This is a genomic window from Acinetobacter sp. 789_lipA, from assembly GCF_058242845.1.
In genome coordinates, this window is record NZ_JBZAYS010000001.1 from 2,281,456 (window position 1) to 2,297,554 (window position 16,099).

13 protein-coding genes are annotated in these 16,099 nt (G+C 42.0%); 10 read left to right on the top strand and 3 right to left on the bottom strand.

Annotated elements, in window-relative coordinates; all coding sequences use genetic code 11:
* Positions 1 to 101 precede the first annotated feature (101 nt).
* Both AC4CUZ_RS11095 and AC4CUZ_RS11100 read left to right on the top strand, forming a co-directional pair.
* Positions 102 to 3,041, top strand: coding sequence for an insulinase family protein (locus tag AC4CUZ_RS11095; RefSeq protein ID WP_490747585.1), 2,940 nt, complete (start codon positions 102 to 104; stop codon positions 3,039 to 3,041).
* 17 nt (positions 3,042 to 3,058) lie between these two features.
* On the top strand, positions 3,059 to 4,204 hold the full coding sequence (locus tag AC4CUZ_RS11100; RefSeq protein ID WP_490747586.1) for a phospholipase A: 1,146 nt from the start codon (positions 3,059 to 3,061) through the stop codon (positions 4,202 to 4,204).
* 62 nt (positions 4,205 to 4,266) lie between these two features.
* Here AC4CUZ_RS11100 and AC4CUZ_RS11105 read toward each other — a convergent pair whose 3' ends face one another.
* Positions 4,267 to 5,616, bottom strand: a complete 1,350-nt coding sequence (locus tag AC4CUZ_RS11105; RefSeq protein WP_279669938.1) for a TrkH family potassium uptake protein — start codon at positions 5,614 to 5,616, stop codon at positions 4,267 to 4,269.
* Positions 5,613 to 6,266 carry a potassium channel family protein gene (locus tag AC4CUZ_RS11110; protein ID WP_168158807.1) on the bottom strand — a complete coding sequence of 218 codons (654 nt, stop codon included), beginning with the start codon at positions 6,264 to 6,266 and terminating at the stop codon, positions 5,613 to 5,615. Before AC4CUZ_RS11110 ends, AC4CUZ_RS11105 begins: the two co-directional genes overlap by 4 nt.
* A 149-nt stretch (positions 6,267 to 6,415) precedes the next feature.
* Between AC4CUZ_RS11110 and AC4CUZ_RS11115 the strand changes: the two genes are divergently transcribed.
* The gene (locus tag AC4CUZ_RS11115; protein WP_062033183.1) at positions 6,416 to 6,910 is read left to right on the top strand and encodes a hypothetical protein; all 495 of its coding nucleotides are present in this window, start codon (positions 6,416 to 6,418) and stop codon (positions 6,908 to 6,910) included.
* Between the two features lie 40 nt (positions 6,911 to 6,950).
* On the opposite strand, the gene ilvA is transcribed toward AC4CUZ_RS11115, so the two are convergent.
* On the bottom strand, positions 6,951 to 8,489 hold the full coding sequence (ilvA, locus tag AC4CUZ_RS11120; RefSeq protein WP_004696682.1) for a threonine ammonia-lyase, biosynthetic: 1,539 nt from the start codon (positions 8,487 to 8,489) through the stop codon (positions 6,951 to 6,953).
* A 107-nt stretch (positions 8,490 to 8,596) separates the two neighbouring features.
* On the opposite strand from ilvA, the gene rpiA reads away from it, so the two are divergent.
* From rpiA to clpA, 7 genes are all read left to right on the top strand, one after another.
* Positions 8,597 to 9,268, top strand: coding sequence for a ribose-5-phosphate isomerase RpiA (rpiA, locus tag AC4CUZ_RS11125; protein ID WP_004696685.1), 672 nt, complete (start codon positions 8,597 to 8,599; stop codon positions 9,266 to 9,268).
* 127 nt (positions 9,269 to 9,395) lie between these two features.
* Positions 9,396 to 10,079: a YgjP family zinc-dependent metalloprotease gene (locus tag AC4CUZ_RS11130; RefSeq protein WP_004696687.1), complete on the top strand. Its 684-nt coding sequence runs from the start codon at positions 9,396 to 9,398 to the stop codon at positions 10,077 to 10,079.
* 259 nt (positions 10,080 to 10,338) lie between these two features.
* On the top strand, positions 10,339 to 11,373 hold the full coding sequence (locus AC4CUZ_RS11135) for a GGDEF domain-containing protein (protein WP_151836133.1): 1,035 nt from the start codon (positions 10,339 to 10,341) through the stop codon (positions 11,371 to 11,373).
* A gap of 107 nt (positions 11,374 to 11,480) precedes the next feature.
* Positions 11,481 to 12,536, top strand: coding sequence for an N-acetyl-gamma-glutamyl-phosphate reductase (argC, locus tag AC4CUZ_RS11140; protein WP_171262485.1), 1,056 nt, complete (start codon positions 11,481 to 11,483; stop codon positions 12,534 to 12,536).
* 79 nt (positions 12,537 to 12,615) lie between these two features.
* The gene (locus AC4CUZ_RS11145; protein WP_078424936.1) at positions 12,616 to 13,362 is read left to right on the top strand and encodes a DUF6776 family protein; all 747 of its coding nucleotides are present in this window, start codon (positions 12,616 to 12,618) and stop codon (positions 13,360 to 13,362) included.
* Positions 13,363 to 13,379: 17 nt separating this feature from the next.
* A complete protein-coding gene (clpS, locus tag AC4CUZ_RS11150) occupies positions 13,380 to 13,796 on the top strand; it encodes an ATP-dependent Clp protease adapter ClpS (RefSeq protein WP_004981811.1) in 417 nt (138 codons plus the stop codon).
* Between the two features lie 9 nt (positions 13,797 to 13,805).
* Entirely contained in the window at positions 13,806 to 16,082 is a 2,277-nt protein-coding gene (gene clpA, locus AC4CUZ_RS11155) for an ATP-dependent Clp protease ATP-binding subunit ClpA (protein WP_151836134.1), read from the top strand.
* Positions 16,083 to 16,099 lie beyond the last annotated feature (17 nt).

Below are 16,099 nucleotides of genomic sequence, written 5' to 3' on the forward strand. Positions count from 1 at the left end.
CTTTTCAAATTTCCAGCAAATTACTCGGGTTTTCAGCGTGAAATCTTTTGACAACTAAAGCTATAATGCAGGCAGTGTATTAATTATTGTTAGGAGATCACATGACTGTAGATGTCACTGAAACCATTTCTCAAACTGTACATCCTGCGTTTCAGTTGGTACGTCAACACCATGTTGAAGCTTTAGACATTTTAGTGTCTGAATATAAACATAAAGTCACTGGGGCAGTGCATTATCACTTGGCCACCAATCATGATGAAAATGTATTCTTGGTTGCCTTTCGCACCCAACCTATGGATTCAAAAGGCGAAGCGCATATTTTAGAGCACACAGCACTGTGTGGTTCGGAAAAATTTCCTGTTCGTGATCCGTTCTTTTTAATGATTCGTCGTTCACTGAATACTTTTATGAACGCCTTTACTGCGGCGGACTGGACAGCGTATCCATTTGCGACTCAGAATAAAAAAGATTTCCAAAATTTACTTGAAGTATATTTAGATGCGGCTTTTGCAGCCAATTTGAATCCGTTGGATTTTGCCCAAGAAGGGATCCGCATTGAGCTTGAAAACGGTGAGCCTGTTTATAAAGGTGTGGTTTTCAACGAAATGAAAGGGGCTATGAGTTCGCCTTCAGACCAGTTGTATCATCAGTTAGCGCATCACTTATTTCCTGAAACCACTTATCACTACAACTCAGGTGGCGACCCTAAAGATATTCCAGACTTGACTTATCCTGAGTTGGTGGATTTCTACAAGTCACATTATCACCCAAGTAACGCAGTTTTCATGACCTTTGGTAATGAGCCTGCTTACAATCTACAAGAGCAGTTTGAAACTTTAGCCTTGGCGAAGTTTTCAAAAGGTGAAACGCTCTTTTCTAAAGAAGAGCGACGTCTGACTGCGCCGCTAGAAGTGACTGAAACCTATGCGGTAGATGCAGAAGATTTAAAAGACAAAACTTATCACATCATTTCATGGTTATTGCCTAAAGCCAGTGAGATCAAACTACGCCTAGGTATGCGCCTTGTTGAGGGTGTACTGTTAGAAGATTCAGCTTCTCCGTTACGTCATTACCTTGAGACCTGTGGTTATGCACAGTCTACTGGCCCGATTATGGGCGTAGATGATTCAAACTACGAAATGACCTTCTACTGTGGCGTACAGGGTTCAAACCCTGAACATACAGCTGAGTTTAAAGCAGGTGTGTTTAAGGTTCTAGAAGACGTCGCTTCAAAACCTGTCGATCAAAACATGGTGGATGCGATTTTACATCAAATTGAATTGCACCAACGTGAAATCAATGGTGATGGCATGCCTTATGGTCTAAGCCTGATTTTAAATGGTTTGGGGAGTGCGATTCACCACAGCGACCCAGTCACTGTATGGGATGTGGACTCAGCCATTGCTGCGGTAAAAGAAGAACTGAAAGATCCAATGTGGTTGTCAAACTTAATCAAAACCTATTTGATTGATAACGCACACCGTGTACAAATGACTTTGGTGCCTGATGCCAATAAATCTGCGGTGGAAGCGGCAGCAGAAAAAACACGTTTAGCCGAAATTGGTGCGCAGCTAACAGACGCTGAAAAAGCAGAAATTGAAGCACAAACTGAAGCACTCAAAGTCCGTCAAGATACCCCAGATGACCTTAACCTTCTGCCAAAAGTGGGCTTGGAAGATGTGCCTGCTGAACTGCAAATTGTACAAGGGCAGTTGCGCGAGATTATCTCAAATCGTATCGATTATCCGTTGAATCTTTATCATGCGGGTACCAACGGTATTTACTACAATCAAGTCCTGATCCAAATTCCGCAAGATGTAGTGCAGTCACCTTACTTTAACTTGCTGTCCATTTTGATGGGTGAAGTTGGTGCAGGTCAATATGACTATCTAGAACTACAACAACTGCAAACAGCGGTGAGTGGTGGTTTAGGTATGGGCGCCTCTTTGCGTTCTCAAGTAAATGACAAAAATCAAATCAGTGCATGGTTAACGCTGACCACAAAATCGTTGGTGAGTAATTTTGACAGTATCGCTTTGTTGAAACTGGCATTTGAACAACTGCGTTTTGACGAAAAAGATCGCATTGTTGAGTTATTGCAACAACGTAAAACGCGTTGGGCATCTCGTCTGTCAGGTTCAGGACACAGTTATGCCATGCAAATTGCAGGACGTAACCACAGTGCTTTGGCAAAACGTGATTATCACAACACGGGCTTGGGTGCATTAAACTGGTTAGGTGATTTAGTCAGCCGTATTGAAAAAGATGCAGCAGCTTATGATGATTTGATCAATGAATTAAAAGCGATTCATTTAAAACTTTTACAAGCACCAAAACAGTTCTTACTGGTGTGTGAAGAACATCAGTCAGACCGCTTGGTTGAAGAAGTTCAAAATGTGTGGGACAAGTTAGCCATTCCAGAGCAAATTGTGACTTTAAAAGCTACTGAGCAGATCGATACCGATGCAGATGAGGCGTGGTTAATTCAAGCCAATGTTCAATTCTGTTCATCGGCTTATCAAGCCGTTGAGGTGTCACATCCAGATGCTGCACCGCTAATGGTACTGGCAGCGTACTTGCGTAATGGTTTCTTACACAGTGCAATTCGTGAAAAAGGTGGGGCTTATGGTGGTGGCGCAAGTTATGACGGCAATGCATGTTCATTCCGCTTCTATAGCTACCGTGATCCGCGTTTGGCTGAAACTTTTAATGACTTTGAAGCCAGTGTGCAATGGTTGCTCAATACTGAGCAAAAACCACATCAGCTTGAAGAAGCAATTTTAGGTTTGATTGCGGGTATGGACAAACCAGGTTCACCAGCGGGTGAAGCGATTACGGCATGTTATGCACTTTTACATGCACGTACACCAGCCTTCCGTAAGCAGTTACGTAGCCGTCTTTTGGCTGTGAGTTTAGAGGACTTGCAACGTGTGGCGGTACAATACTTGCTTGAACAAAAACCAACGAAAGCCGTGGTTGCACCTATGGCGAAGCGTGATACTTTAATTGAGTTAGGTTTTAGTATTCAACAAGTTCAGTAAAACAATAAGAGGGTCGTATGGCGTTCAAATCATTTGAGCGTTCAACTTTAGTACTGAGCATGACTGTGCTCACTACTTTGGGTGTCGCTAAAACACATGCACAAATTTCCGAAGTACCTGCAACTCCTGCAACAGCCGAGGCATGTGTTGCATTCGCATCGAATGCAGACCGTTTGGCTTGTTATGATGCATTATTCAAAATTCCTGAAGCAGTAAAGCCACGCATTGTTTCTGAGCAACGTGCAGCCATGGAAATTGCGCCAGAACCTGAAAATATTACAGGGAAAATTGCACAAGGTGTGAGCTCTGTTTTCGCTTCTGAAGGTCCTAAAATATCCCCGAATTTATCTTTAATGGATAGCCGTTGGGAGCTTTCACCCGAAAGTAAATTAGGGACTTGGAATATTCGTGCTTATCAACCTGTGTACTTAATGCCTGGTTTTTGGACGACAGATAAAAATGAACGTCCATCGAGCCCAAATGAAAACAATACTGTAAATGCCGATCGAGAGCAAAACCTGAAGTCGATGGAAGCGAAATTTCAACTGTCTTTAAAAACCAAAGCAGTCGAGAACTTATTTGGAGACAATGGCGATGTTTGGTTGGGTTATACCCAGTCTTCTCGTTGGCAGGTGTATAACGGTGAAGAATCACGTCCGTTCCGTGAAACCAACTATGAGCCTGAAGCCAGTTTGGTTTTCCGTACCAATTATGAACTGTTGGGTTTAAATGGTCGCTTACTGGGATTAACTTTCAACCACCAGTCTAATGGTCGTTCCGATCCGCTGTCGCGTAGTTGGAACCGTGTCATGTTGAATGTGGGTTTTGAAAGAGACAACTTTGCGCTCATGCTGCGCCCTTGGTACCGTCTAGATGAAGATGCAGATGATGATAATAACCCTGATATTAAGGATTATGTCGGACGGGGTGATTTAACAGCATTCTATCGTTGGAATGAACATGATTTTTCACTCATGCTACGTCATAGTTTAAAAGGTGGCGATGACGCGCGCGGTGCTGCACAGTTTGACTGGGCTTTTCCTATTTCAGGGAAGTTGCGTGGCCATTTCCAGTTGTTTGATGGTTATGGCGAAAGCTTAATTGATTATAACCACCGAGCGACTTATGTGGGCTTGGGTGTGTCCTTAATGAATTGGTACTAATTTAGAGACATAAAAAAACCACGTTTGATACGTGGTTTTTTTATGTTTAAGTGTTAGGTGTTTTAACCAATTTGAATATCGGCAGTTGGATGTTTTAAACGGCTCTTTTTTGGCGTCGCAATCAGGTAGGCTAGTGTTAAAGGACCTAAACGACCTGCAAACATCAAGAGCATCAGAATAAATAAACTTGCAGGTTGAAGTTCGCCCGTGATGCCGCGTGACAAACCGACAGTACAAGCAGCGGAAATGGCTTCAAATAACAAATCCATAAACTGATGATTAGGTTCGATTAAAGATAAACTAAAGATGCCTAAGAAAATAAGTGCCGAAGTAATAGAGACAACAGCCATTGCCTTAAAAGAGGTTTTTTGAGAAACAGAGTGATTGAACACACGAATTTCATCTTCACGTCTAAGGAAGCTAATCACGCTGAGTAAAACAATAATAAATGTACCTACTTTAATCCCGCCTGCGGTACTCATCGAGCCTCCCCCAATGAACATCAGTAACATGGTCACGAGGGTCGAGGCATCTTTCATCTGTGCCAAATCAAGGCTGTTAAAGCCCGATGAACGAGGCACGGTGGCATGGAACCATGCATTTAAAGCTTGGTCACCTAAGCTCATTGGCGCTAAAGTGAGGGGATTGTTCGATTCAATCGCCCATAAAAGAACAAAAGCAATCAGGTTCAAGCCTGCAATGGTGGATAAAATCAATTTGCTATTGGTACTTAAGCCTTTCCAACGTTTGCTGCGTTTAATGTCCATTAACACCACAAAACCTGTCCCACCAATGATGTATAGCATACTGATGGTAAAGGTAATGAGATACTGACCCGAGAAGTTCATTAGACTGTTGGGAAACAGTGAAAAGCCACCATTGTTAAATGCGGATACACTATAAAAAGCCGCATAAAACAGAGCTTGATTGAAATTGTAATCTTCTAACCATGCAATGGTCAAAATAACCGTGCCGATCGCCTCAAAAAATAAGGAATATAGCAGTACACCTTTAATGGTGAAGGATACTTTGGATAAGCTGGTTTGACCAATGGTCTCTTGCGCCATGATTTGTTGCTTTAAACCGAGTTTGGTCGACAGACTCAGTGCGGCTAAAATTGCAAAAGTCATAAAGCCTAAGCCACCAATTTGAATCAGCAGCATAATGATGATTTTACCTGTTACGGTAAAAGTTTCACCGACATTCACCACAGACAGTCCAGTAATGGTGACGGCTGAGCTGGCGGTGAACAAAGAGTTAATCCAACTGAGTTCACCGTGGTGTGAAATGGGTAGCTTTAATAATAGAGTCCCAATAATAATAAAGCTCAAAAAACCCAAGGCCAGCAGGCTGGGCGGGCTTAAATTAATGGTGCTGTTTGGTTGGGTTTGCCATTCTTTGACTTTTTTCATGATTTGAACCGTGCTGAAAGACGACGTAATGTTTCGAGTAAACCTTCAACAACTAGAATATCACCCACTTGTAAAATTAAATTGGGGTCAATGCTGTACAAAACGTCTTTGCCACGTTTATGGAGTAATGTTTTCACATCAGGTGCTTGATCCATCAATTGGCGGAAGCGAGTCCCTTGTAGTTTTTCATCAATTTCAATTTTGACAATATAGTGGTTATCTTCAAGCGCCATATAGCGACTGACCATGGGGTAGCATAAAGACTGCGCAATCCGTACGCCCATGTCCTCTTCAGGGTGAATAATTTTACTAATCCCTAAATGGCTTAAAATCATATGGTGCGACTTTGATTTGGCTTTGACCCAAATTTTTTCAACCCCAATATTTTTGAGGTGCAGCACACACAAAATACTGGCTTCAATATTTTCACCAATTGCGACCACCACGGCATCGCAGTTTTTAATATTTAATTCATCGAGGACATGTTCATCTGTTGCGTCGGCGATGACAGCATGGGTCACCTGCTCAGAAATATTTTCAACATATTTTTTTTCGCTATCGATACCAATGACATCATGTCCCAGTTCAATGAGTTGAGTTGCAACTGTGGCTCCAAAGCTTCCTAAACCAATCACTGCAAATTGTGCCATGTCATCTTTCCTTTAAATTTTTTATACGTCGATTGTTAACGAATGTTGTGCCAAATTTCACAAGATGTCATCTTTATACAGACACGCTTTTTTCGCTCAACCGCGCTTTGCCTTATACCAATATATCACTCATCCAAAGGAGTATATAAATGCGGAAGACACTGTATGAATCCCTCAGGATCGCGTTTCCAGAATTGAATGATACCGCAATTCCAGAAGAACAAGATGAGTTCGAGCACTTTGTACGTTGGTTGAATAGCGATTATTCAAACATTCAAAAAATAGAACTCGATGATTTTCGACAAAATGGTATTGATGAATGCCATCGACTCCAACAGTTAGGTATTGACTTAGACGAGCTGAAAAACCAAATTAATGATGATATGGCGTCTTTTTATCAAATGTATGACAGTGAGGAAGAAGAAACCTCAGACATGCATGGTTATGATTTTGAGTTTAGTTTTGATGTTATTTTTAACCACATTAAAATTTTTATCGAGCCTTATGAACTCAGTTTGCTGGTTATTGAGCGGGAAAACCCTTATTGGCTGTTGGTACCGCATAATGATGAGCTGATCGATAGAATTATTGTTACATATAATCACACGTTCGGTGATGAAGAGCCGATGCAGCTCATAGAATAAAACCGCCTCGAAGGGCGGTTTTATGTATGTATTGAATCTTTTATTTTAAGAAACGTTGATAACCTAGGTTATTGGTAATTTCTTCATATGGATACGAAATACTTTCTAAGGTTTCAATCAAACCATCTGGGTTTTGTTTCGCGTCACTTGCTTCTAAACCTACAAGGACACGACCTTCCGCAGCACCGTGGTTACGGTAGTGGAATAGGGTAATGTTATGCGTAGGGCCAAGGCGTTCGAGGAACATTAACAGAGCACCTGGACGTTCAGGGAACTCAACACGGAACAAACGCTCATTTTCAAGATCTGCATGACCACCAATCAGGTAGCGAATATGCAGTTTTGCTACTTCATCATCAGATAAGTCATCGACATCGAACTGAGTTTTGAGTGCTTCAAAAATATCATGACGCTCTTTTTCACCGCCTTTTAAGCTAATGCCGACAAAGACTTGCGCTGCACTGGCATCACTCGCACGGTAGTTAAACTCGGTGATATTACGGCCCTGTAGCGCTCGGCAGAAATTCAGGAATGAACCTTTTTTCTCTGGAATGGTCACAGCAAAAATAGCTTCTTTGCGTTCACCCAATTCAGTACGTTCTGCAATATAACGTAAACGGTCAAAGTTCATGTTTGCACCACATACAATTGAGACGATGTTTTGCCCAATTAGCTCGTGTGTTTCAACATATTTTTTAATCCCTGCTAAGGCCATCGCACCCGATGGTTCAACGATGCTACGACATTCATCATAGGTGTCTTTAATTGCGGCACAAATTTCATCTGTATTGACTAAAACTACTTCACGCTCAACGAGCGGGCCTGAGTTATCTGACTTTTGTAGTTGAATCACTTCAAATGGTTTTTCACCAATCTGTGCTACAGCTGTGCCATCAGCAAATAAGCCGACTTGAGGCAGTACAACACGTTCACCTGCTTCAAATGCAGCTTTTAAACAAGCAGATTCGTCATATTCAACTGGAATGACTTTGACATGTGGTGCAACATCGCCTAAGTAGGCTGCTACACCAGCAATTAAACCACCGCCACCAACAGCGACGAAGACATAGTCGACATCGCGCCATTGGCGCAAAATTTCATTGCCAATCGTGCCTTGACCTGCCATGACCAGTTCATCGTCATAGGGTGGAATAAAACTCATACCGTCTTCTGCAGCACGTTGAATTGCATATTTGTTGGCAACATCAAAAGAGTCGCCATGGAGAACTACTTCACCGCCTAAGCGTTTGACTGCCTGAACTTTAATATCTGGGGTGGTTTTCGGCATCACAATAATGGCGCGAATCCCGAGTTTTTTACCTGACAGTGCTACACCTTGGGCATGGTTGCCAGCAGACGCAGTAATCACGCCACGTTCAAGTTGGGCTCTAGGGAGTTGGCTAATGCGGTTATAGGCACCGCGCAGCTTAAATGAAAAGACTGGTTGTAAGTCTTCACGTTTAAAACGAATGTTGTTATTGAGTTTCTCACTAATTCGAGGTGCCGCTTCGAGTGGAGTTTCGATTGCAACATCGTAGACTGTTGCTTGTAATATTTGTCGAACCAAACGAGACAGCATGTTAATTTCCCATTTAACAGTTTAAAATAGAGGATCATTGTAACAAACCCCTGTACATTTGGGCTGTAAAATCAGCAACAAATGTCAAAAAATAGTTGAGCCAAATTATGAGTCTGTATGCTACCCAAGATGAAAAAAAGCAAGCTGCTGCAAAAGCTGCCTTAAAGCACTTACCTAAAGGTGGCATTTTAGGGGTGGGTACAGGCAGCACCGTCAATTTCTTAATTGAACTTTTACCTGAGCTTCAGCTTGAAGCGGCTGTGGCAAGTTCAGAAGCAACGGCTGAGCGCTTAAAAAAATTAGGCATTGAAGTGGTTGATATGAACTCTGTGGGCGGTTTAGATGCCTATGTAGATGGTGCAGATGAAATTGACCGTCATATGCATATGATTAAAGGTGGTGGGGCTGCACTTACTCGCGAGAAAATTGTAGCTTCAATTGCGAGAAAATTTGTTTGTATCGTTGATGACTCTAAGTGGGTCGATCAATTAGGCCGTGACTTCCCACTTCCGATTGAAGTGATTCCTATGGCACGTTCGGCTGTGGCACGTAAAATTGTAGCGCTCGGTGGTGATCCTGCTTACCGTGAAGGCGTGGTGACGGATAACGGTAATGTGATTTTAGATGTTTATAACCTGAATATTTTAAATGCGCTTGAGCTTGAAAAAACCATTAACGACATTCCAGGTGTGGTGTGTAATGGTATTTTTGCAATCAATAAAGCAGATGTGGCAGTTGTTGCAACAGACAGTGGTATTGAAGAGCGTACCGCGGTTTAATTTTAAATCTTCCCTGAGCTCTTCTTTGAAAAAGAGGGGCTAAAAGCAAAAACATTTTTATCTTATGTTTTTCTCCCTCCTTTCAAAAGGAGGGTCGGGAGGATGATTCAATAAAAGAATAATATTAATGACCTTAGCAGACCTACCTGAAATTCAAATCACCCATCATGCACGTGCGACCCGGTTACGACTTCGTGTTGAACCAACTCAAATTCGTTTAACCGTGCCTAAATTTTGTAGCAAACGGCAAATTCAGGATTTTTTAAATCAATCTGAACAGTGGATGGTTGAAACTTGGCAGAAGCAACAAGCCAGTCTGCTACAGATAGATCAAACCCTTCCCACAGAATTACGGTTATTTAATCGCCAAAATGCTTTAACGGTGAGCTATCAAACACAAAAAAATGCGTATATTTTGGATGAGCACAATCACCAGCTTTGGATCAGTGACCGTCAGCCTGAAAGTTATTTAAAATCTTTTGTGATTGTATATGCCAAACAGCACTTGCCTATTTATTTGCAACAGATTAGTCATGAAACTGGTTTAAAATTTGCACAATGTTCAATTCGTCAGCCCAAAACACGTTGGGGGAGTTGTAGTGCCAAACACGACATTATGCTTAACAGTGCTTTAGTGTTGTTTCCTGAAGCCATTACGCGTTATGTCTGTGTGCATGAACTCGCACATACGCAACATTTTGATCATAGTGCACGCTTTTGGGCGGAAGTTGCCAAATATGATGCTGCTTTTCAACAGCATCGAAAAACTTTAAAAACAATCGCATTGCCGCATTGGTGGGCAGGCGTTTAAAGTTAATTTTACGTACAAAATTGAAAAATAATTTCTTCTGATTGATTGAGGGTGAGTCAAAAAATGCTCTAAACTTCATGATCTAAGGTAAACATTCCTCAATTTCAGTCCAAAGACCTCAAATGTGAATTTTACAGATATCCACTATTTTATATTAATCGTTCCAGCTTGCCTGATTTTAATGGGAAGCTTACTTTTAATATGTCATTTTGCTTTTAGGGCTCCCTCATATTTATTGTGGCTCGGGCTTGGATATATTGTGCCTTCGTTTTCTGTGGCCGCGCAAAGTTTTATGTCGAATAAGCAGTTGGCTTTGTCGGCACCCATTTTAGGCAGTATGTATTTGTTTGGCGCATGGGCCAGCGCTTATGCCATGGGCTTAAGAAAGAACGCGAATGCACGTCCATATTGGTGTCTGGCCTTGGTCGTGATGGCTTTACTTTCACTCAGTTATTATTCCTACGTAGATGATCAACTGTGGATCAGAATGCTGATTTTAAACATTTCAATTGCATTGGTTGAGTCTTTGGTTTTGTTTTCAATGTTTAAACATTATCAAGGGATTGATTTGCTCAATAAAATAGTCGACTTTTCCTACTTGTTTATTGTGCTGTATACCTTTGTTCGCGGAATCATTATTTTTCTCTTTTTAAGAAATATCGAAGCAGACATGCTGGCAAATTCAGTTTGGTGGCTGATGATGCTTGCTGCGAGCATTATCTTAAGTATGTGGTTTGCAATAGTGCTGCTCGGAACCTTGGTGCGCGATATTATCCATCAACTTAATGATGAGCGACTAAGAGATCCGCTAACGCATTTATTCAATCGACGTGGTTTTAACGAAGCGGCTAAACGGAAGTTGCATCAGCTCTCTAAACAGTCTTATTTCTTGCTCATGTGTGATATTGATCATTTTAAGAAAATAAATGATACCTATGGGCATTTGGTGGGTGATCAAATTTTACAACAAGTCGGTCAAATTATTGGGCAAAACGTCCGTGCGCACGACTTAGTGGGGCGTTTTGGTGGAGAGGAGTTCATTGTCTTATTGCAAATTGATGACGCCACGCTGGCTTATAATATTGCCAATCGTATTCGTTTAGGTATTGCCGATGCACGACTATCCTCCAAAAGTATTGCCGTGACAGCAAGTTTCGGACTGGCTGCGGTACATCAGCCTAACTTAAAATATGCCATACATACTGCCGATCAATTGTTATATCAGGCGAAACATTCGGGACGAAATCAGATTGGTTTTGAGCCTGCACAGAGTATATTGGATGTGTCTCATTAGGTGTCGATAGCACTAAAAACGCATAAATTCCAAGTAAAACAGTTTAGAAAGCAGAAACTTCCTGTCATACTAGGCAGTTACGAAATGGACAGTTTAAGTTTGAGGTAATACACGTGATTTCAGTTGGTATTGTCGGCGGTACAGGTTATACAGGCGTTGAATTGTTGCGTCTTTTACTACGACACCCAAATGTGCAAGTAAGCGTATTAACATCGCGTACAGAAGACGGTCGCCGTGTAGATGATATGTTCCCAAGCCTACGTGGACATACCGAACTCAAATATTCAGATTTGAATATTGATGAACTGAAAAAATGTGATGTGGTGTTCTTTGCGACACCGCATGGCGTTGCCATGAAGCATGCCGAAGAGTTGGTGGCTGCAAATACTAAAGTGATTGACCTTGCCGCAGACTTTCGTTTACAAGACTTAGAACAGTTTGAAAAATGGTATGGTATGCAGCATGCGTGCCCTGAACTACTGAAAGACTCGGTTTATGGTTTGTCAGAATTAAACCGTGAGCAGATTAAACAAGCCAATGTCATTGGTAACCCTGGTTGTTATCCAACAACAGTACAACTGGGTTTAGCGCCGTTATTTAAGCAAAACGACACATTAGTTAAACCTGAAAGCATTATTATTGATGCAAAATCGGGTGTGTCTGGTGCAGGCCGTAAAGCCAGCCTTGGGATGATCTATTCTGAAAATGCAGATAATTTCAAAGCTTATGGCGTTGCAGGTCACCGTCATCATCCTGAAATTGTGGAAGCGTTGGAAAATATTTCAGGCTTAAAAGAGGTGTTTAACCACATTTTATTTGTCCCGCATTTGGTGCCAATGATTCGTGGCATGCTGAGCACGATTTATGTGGACTTAACCGATGCAGGTGAAGCTGCTGATGTGCAAAGTTTATATGAACAGTTTTATGCCAATGAAGCTTTTGTCGATGTGATGCCTGCGGGAAGTTCACCAGAGACACGTTCTGTGCGGGGTGCAAATCAACTACGTATTGCGCTGTATAAACCACAACCGAAAAAATTAGTGGTCATTTCAGTACAAGACAATTTGGTTAAAGGTGCAGCAGGTCAGGCCGTTCAAAACATGAACTTAATGTTTGGATTTACTGAAACAGCGGGCCTAGACGGAATTGGTTTATTACCATAAAAAACGTTTTAAAACTTCACACACATTTAGATTTCGATTTAAATGTGTGTTTTGAATTGAATCAAAATAAGAGATGACGATGCCGAACACTGACACAAATATGACGTCACAACAGCCTGAACCTGCAAAGCCGTTTTTACAGACCAATAAGCCCTTGGCAATTGGTGCTGCAATATTGATGCTTGCAAGTGGGGGATTGGGCTATACCGTCGGACATCGTCAGGGTTTAACGGTGGTAGGTTTTGATGCAGATGCTGAGCAACTGGTCGAAGTGGTACAAAAGCAAAAGACCAGTCTGGATGCTTTAAATAAAAACTATAACGCTGCTGTTCAGGAGCGTGACGTTGCTGTGACCAATTCAAATGAGCTGTATTTGTCATTGCAAAAAGCTCTGGATCAACAAGCGCAATCTGAAACCACTGCGGTGATTTACCGTGAGGTTTTGCGTCAACGCGGTGGTATTCCACTGGCAGTGCAGCATATTGCGATTAAACCTTTGCCTGAAAATGCATTTGAATATCAACTCGACTTGGTTCAAGTCAGTCCATCTAAACGTGCAGCTTCAGGTACAGTTGAACTCCGACTCATTCGTGGTACAGAGGTTTTAGTTGTGCCTCTTGAAGACAAAAACTTTAACTTTGAAAACTATGAGCGTTTAACAGGGCGTTGGACAATGCCTAAAGGCTTTACGCCGCAGTTTATCGAAGTCCGTTTAACAGGTAGCACACCAGTGACACGACGCTTTAGTTGGTCACGTGGTGAAGCCGTAGAAAGTCAATCAGCATTTGTCTCTGAAATTCCTCAGGCTGAGGCGAATGCACAATAATTGTGAATTGTAAGTTTATGGGTATCTCTAAGCGTTCAACGTGTTTAAATGAAATCAAGCAGTCTTTTCATGAATCTGGCTATGTCGATTGGCATATCAGCCCGCGCTTGAGCAATGATGAACCGCATGAAGAAGAAAATGGGGATGTCGCTGTCCAAACCGCGCCACCAGAACTTAAGCGTCCGCCACTCTATGCTGTCGTTTTAATGAACGATGACTACACCCCAATGGACTTTGTTATTGAAATTTTACAACAATACTTTGCTTTGAATCTTGACCAAGCCACTCAAGTAATGCTAACTGTACATTATGAAGGAAAAGGTGTTGCAGGCGTTTACCCGAGAGACATCGCGGAAACAAAAGCAAACCAAGTCAATAATTACGCTCGGTCTCAAGGTCATCCTTTACTTTGTCAGATTGAGCCGAAAGATTAAGGGGGTTCCATGCTCAGTCGTCAATTAGAAGTATCCTTACGTTTGGCTGTTAGTATGGCTCGACAAAAGAGACATGAATTCCTAACCGTTGAACATTTATTATTGGCTTTACTCGATAATGATTCGGCCGTAAATGCATTGAAAGCCTGCGGTGCAGATATTATTGTGCTTCGCAAAGAGCTTGAAGAATATGTAGAGCAGCACACTCCTAAGCTGGGCGAAAACAGTGACCAAGCTCCGCATCCAACTGAAAGTTTTGACCGTATCTTACAACGTGCAATTTTTCATGTGCAATCAAGCGGTGGTGATCGTACAGTTGAAGGCGCAGACATTTTAGTGGCGATGTACTCTGAGCGTGACTCTTTTGCAGTCTACCTCTTGAAACGCCATCAAATTAACCGTTTAACTCTGACACAATACTTGGCCCACGGCACACGTAAAGACGAAGTGCAAGTGGAAGAAGAAATTGAAGATCTCGATGGTGAATCGACCAGTTCAAGCAACGCAGGCCCTTTAGAGCTGTATACAACCAACTTAAATGTTGAGGCACAAAAGGGCAAAACGGATCCTTTAATTGGTCGTGAAAAAGAAATTGAACGTGCTGCGCAAATTTTGTGCCGTCGTCGTAAAAACAACCCGTTATTGGTCGGTGATCCTGGCGTCGGTAAAACATCGATTGCTGAAGGCTTAGCTTGGCTCATTGTTAATGGTAAAGCACCGAAACCATTGGCAAATGCTGAAGTGTATAGTTTGGACATTGGTGCTTTGGTAGCAGGAACCAAATACCGGGGTGACTTTGAAAAACGTTTAAAACAGCTTTTGAACGCGTTGAAAAAGAAACCAGAAGCAGTTTTGTTTATTGATGAAATCCACATGATTATTGGTGCGGGCTCAAGTATGGGCAGTACGATGGATGCATCAAACTTGATTAAACCCGCTTTGGCCAATGGCTCATTGCGCTGCATTGGTTCAACCACATTCCAAGAATACCGCCAAGTCTTTGAAAAAGATCATGCATTGTCACGCCGTTTCCAAAAAATTGATGTCAATGAGCCATCTATTTCAGAAACGATTGATATTCTACGTGGTTTGAAGAGCAAGTTTGAGGATTTCCATCATGTTAAATATGATGACAAAGCTTTAATTTCTGCGGTTGAGCTGTCTGCAAAGTTCATTAATGATCGTTTCTTGCCAGATAAAGCCATTGATGTCATTGATGAAGCAGGGGCACAACGTCGTCTGAAAGCTGAACAAGATGACACCTTGATTACCGTGGAAAATATTGAAGATATCGTGTCGAAAATTGCACGTATTCCACCAAAAACCGTATCTAAAGATGATAAGACCGTTCTTGAAAATCTTGAGCGTGATTTAAAACGTGTGGTCTTTGGTCAAGATGAAGCCATTGAAGCTTTAGGCTCAGCAATTAAACTGTCGCGTGCAGGCTTAAAATCACCAGATAAGCCTGTGGGTAGTTTTGTTTTTGCAGGCCCAACTGGGGTAGGTAAAACAGAAGTCACCAAGCAGCTTGCGAAATTACTGGGTGTTGAGCTGGTTCGCTTCGATATGTCAGAGTATATGGAGCGCCATGCAGTTTCACGTTTGATTGGTGCGCCTCCAGGTTATGTCGGCTTTGACCAAGGTGGTCTGTTGACCGATGCGATTCATAAAAATCCGCACTGTGTATTATTGCTAGATGAGATTGAAAAAGCGCATCCAGACGTATTCAACTTATTGCTACAAATCATGGATCATGGTTCATTGACCGATAACAATGGTCGTAAATCAGACTTCCGTAATGTGGTGTTGGTCTTGACCACAAATATTGGCGCAGAAACTATTTCTCGCGTGAGTATTGGCTTCATGGATCAAGACAACAGTAATGATAACCAAGATGCGATGAAGAAAGCGTTTTCTCCAGAGTTCCGTAACCGTTTGGACAGTGTGATTCAGTTTAAAGCTTTGCCAACGACAGTAATTGAAAATGTGGTGGATAAGTTCTTAACTGAACTACAAGCGCAACTGGATGAGAAAAAAGTCATTCTAGAAGTGGATCAAAGTGCGCGTGAGTGGATGGCTGAAAATGGCTATGACCGTTTAATGGGCGCTCGCCCAATGCAACGACTCATCCAAGAGCATTTGAAAAAACCACTGGCTGAAATGATTCTATTTGGTGAGCTTGCAGAACATGGTGGCAATGTTGCGGTCTCTGTGAAGAACGAAAATGGTAAAGCGGTGGGTCTAAAACTTGAAGTTTTTGAAGACCAAACGGCTGAACCTGCTTAAGAATTGCTACATAATAA

Excerpts from the sequence above, each read along its gene's own strand:
- AC4CUZ_RS11095 (WP_490747585.1), top strand. The coding sequence starts at position 102 with ATGACTGTAGATGTCACTGAAACCATTTCTCAAACTGTACATCCTGCG.
- AC4CUZ_RS11100 (WP_490747586.1), top strand. The coding sequence starts at position 3,059 with ATGGCGTTCAAATCATTTGAGCGTTCAACTTTAGTACTGAGCATGACT.
- AC4CUZ_RS11105 (WP_279669938.1), bottom strand. The coding sequence starts at position 5,616 with ATGAAAAAAGTCAAAGAATGGCAAACCCAACCAAACAGCACCATTAAT.
- AC4CUZ_RS11110 (WP_168158807.1), bottom strand. The coding sequence starts at position 6,266 with ATGGCACAATTTGCAGTGATTGGTTTAGGAAGCTTTGGAGCCACAGTT.
- AC4CUZ_RS11115 (WP_062033183.1), top strand. The coding sequence starts at position 6,416 with ATGCGGAAGACACTGTATGAATCCCTCAGGATCGCGTTTCCAGAATTG.
- ilvA (WP_004696682.1), bottom strand. The coding sequence starts at position 8,489 with ATGCTGTCTCGTTTGGTTCGACAAATATTACAAGCAACAGTCTACGAT.
- rpiA (WP_004696685.1), top strand. The coding sequence starts at position 8,597 with ATGAGTCTGTATGCTACCCAAGATGAAAAAAAGCAAGCTGCTGCAAAA.
- AC4CUZ_RS11130 (WP_004696687.1), top strand. The coding sequence starts at position 9,396 with ATGACCTTAGCAGACCTACCTGAAATTCAAATCACCCATCATGCACGT.
- AC4CUZ_RS11145 (WP_078424936.1), top strand. The coding sequence starts at position 12,616 with ATGCCGAACACTGACACAAATATGACGTCACAACAGCCTGAACCTGCA.
- clpS (WP_004981811.1), top strand. The coding sequence starts at position 13,380 with ATGGGTATCTCTAAGCGTTCAACGTGTTTAAATGAAATCAAGCAGTCT.
- clpA (WP_151836134.1), top strand. The coding sequence starts at position 13,806 with ATGCTCAGTCGTCAATTAGAAGTATCCTTACGTTTGGCTGTTAGTATG.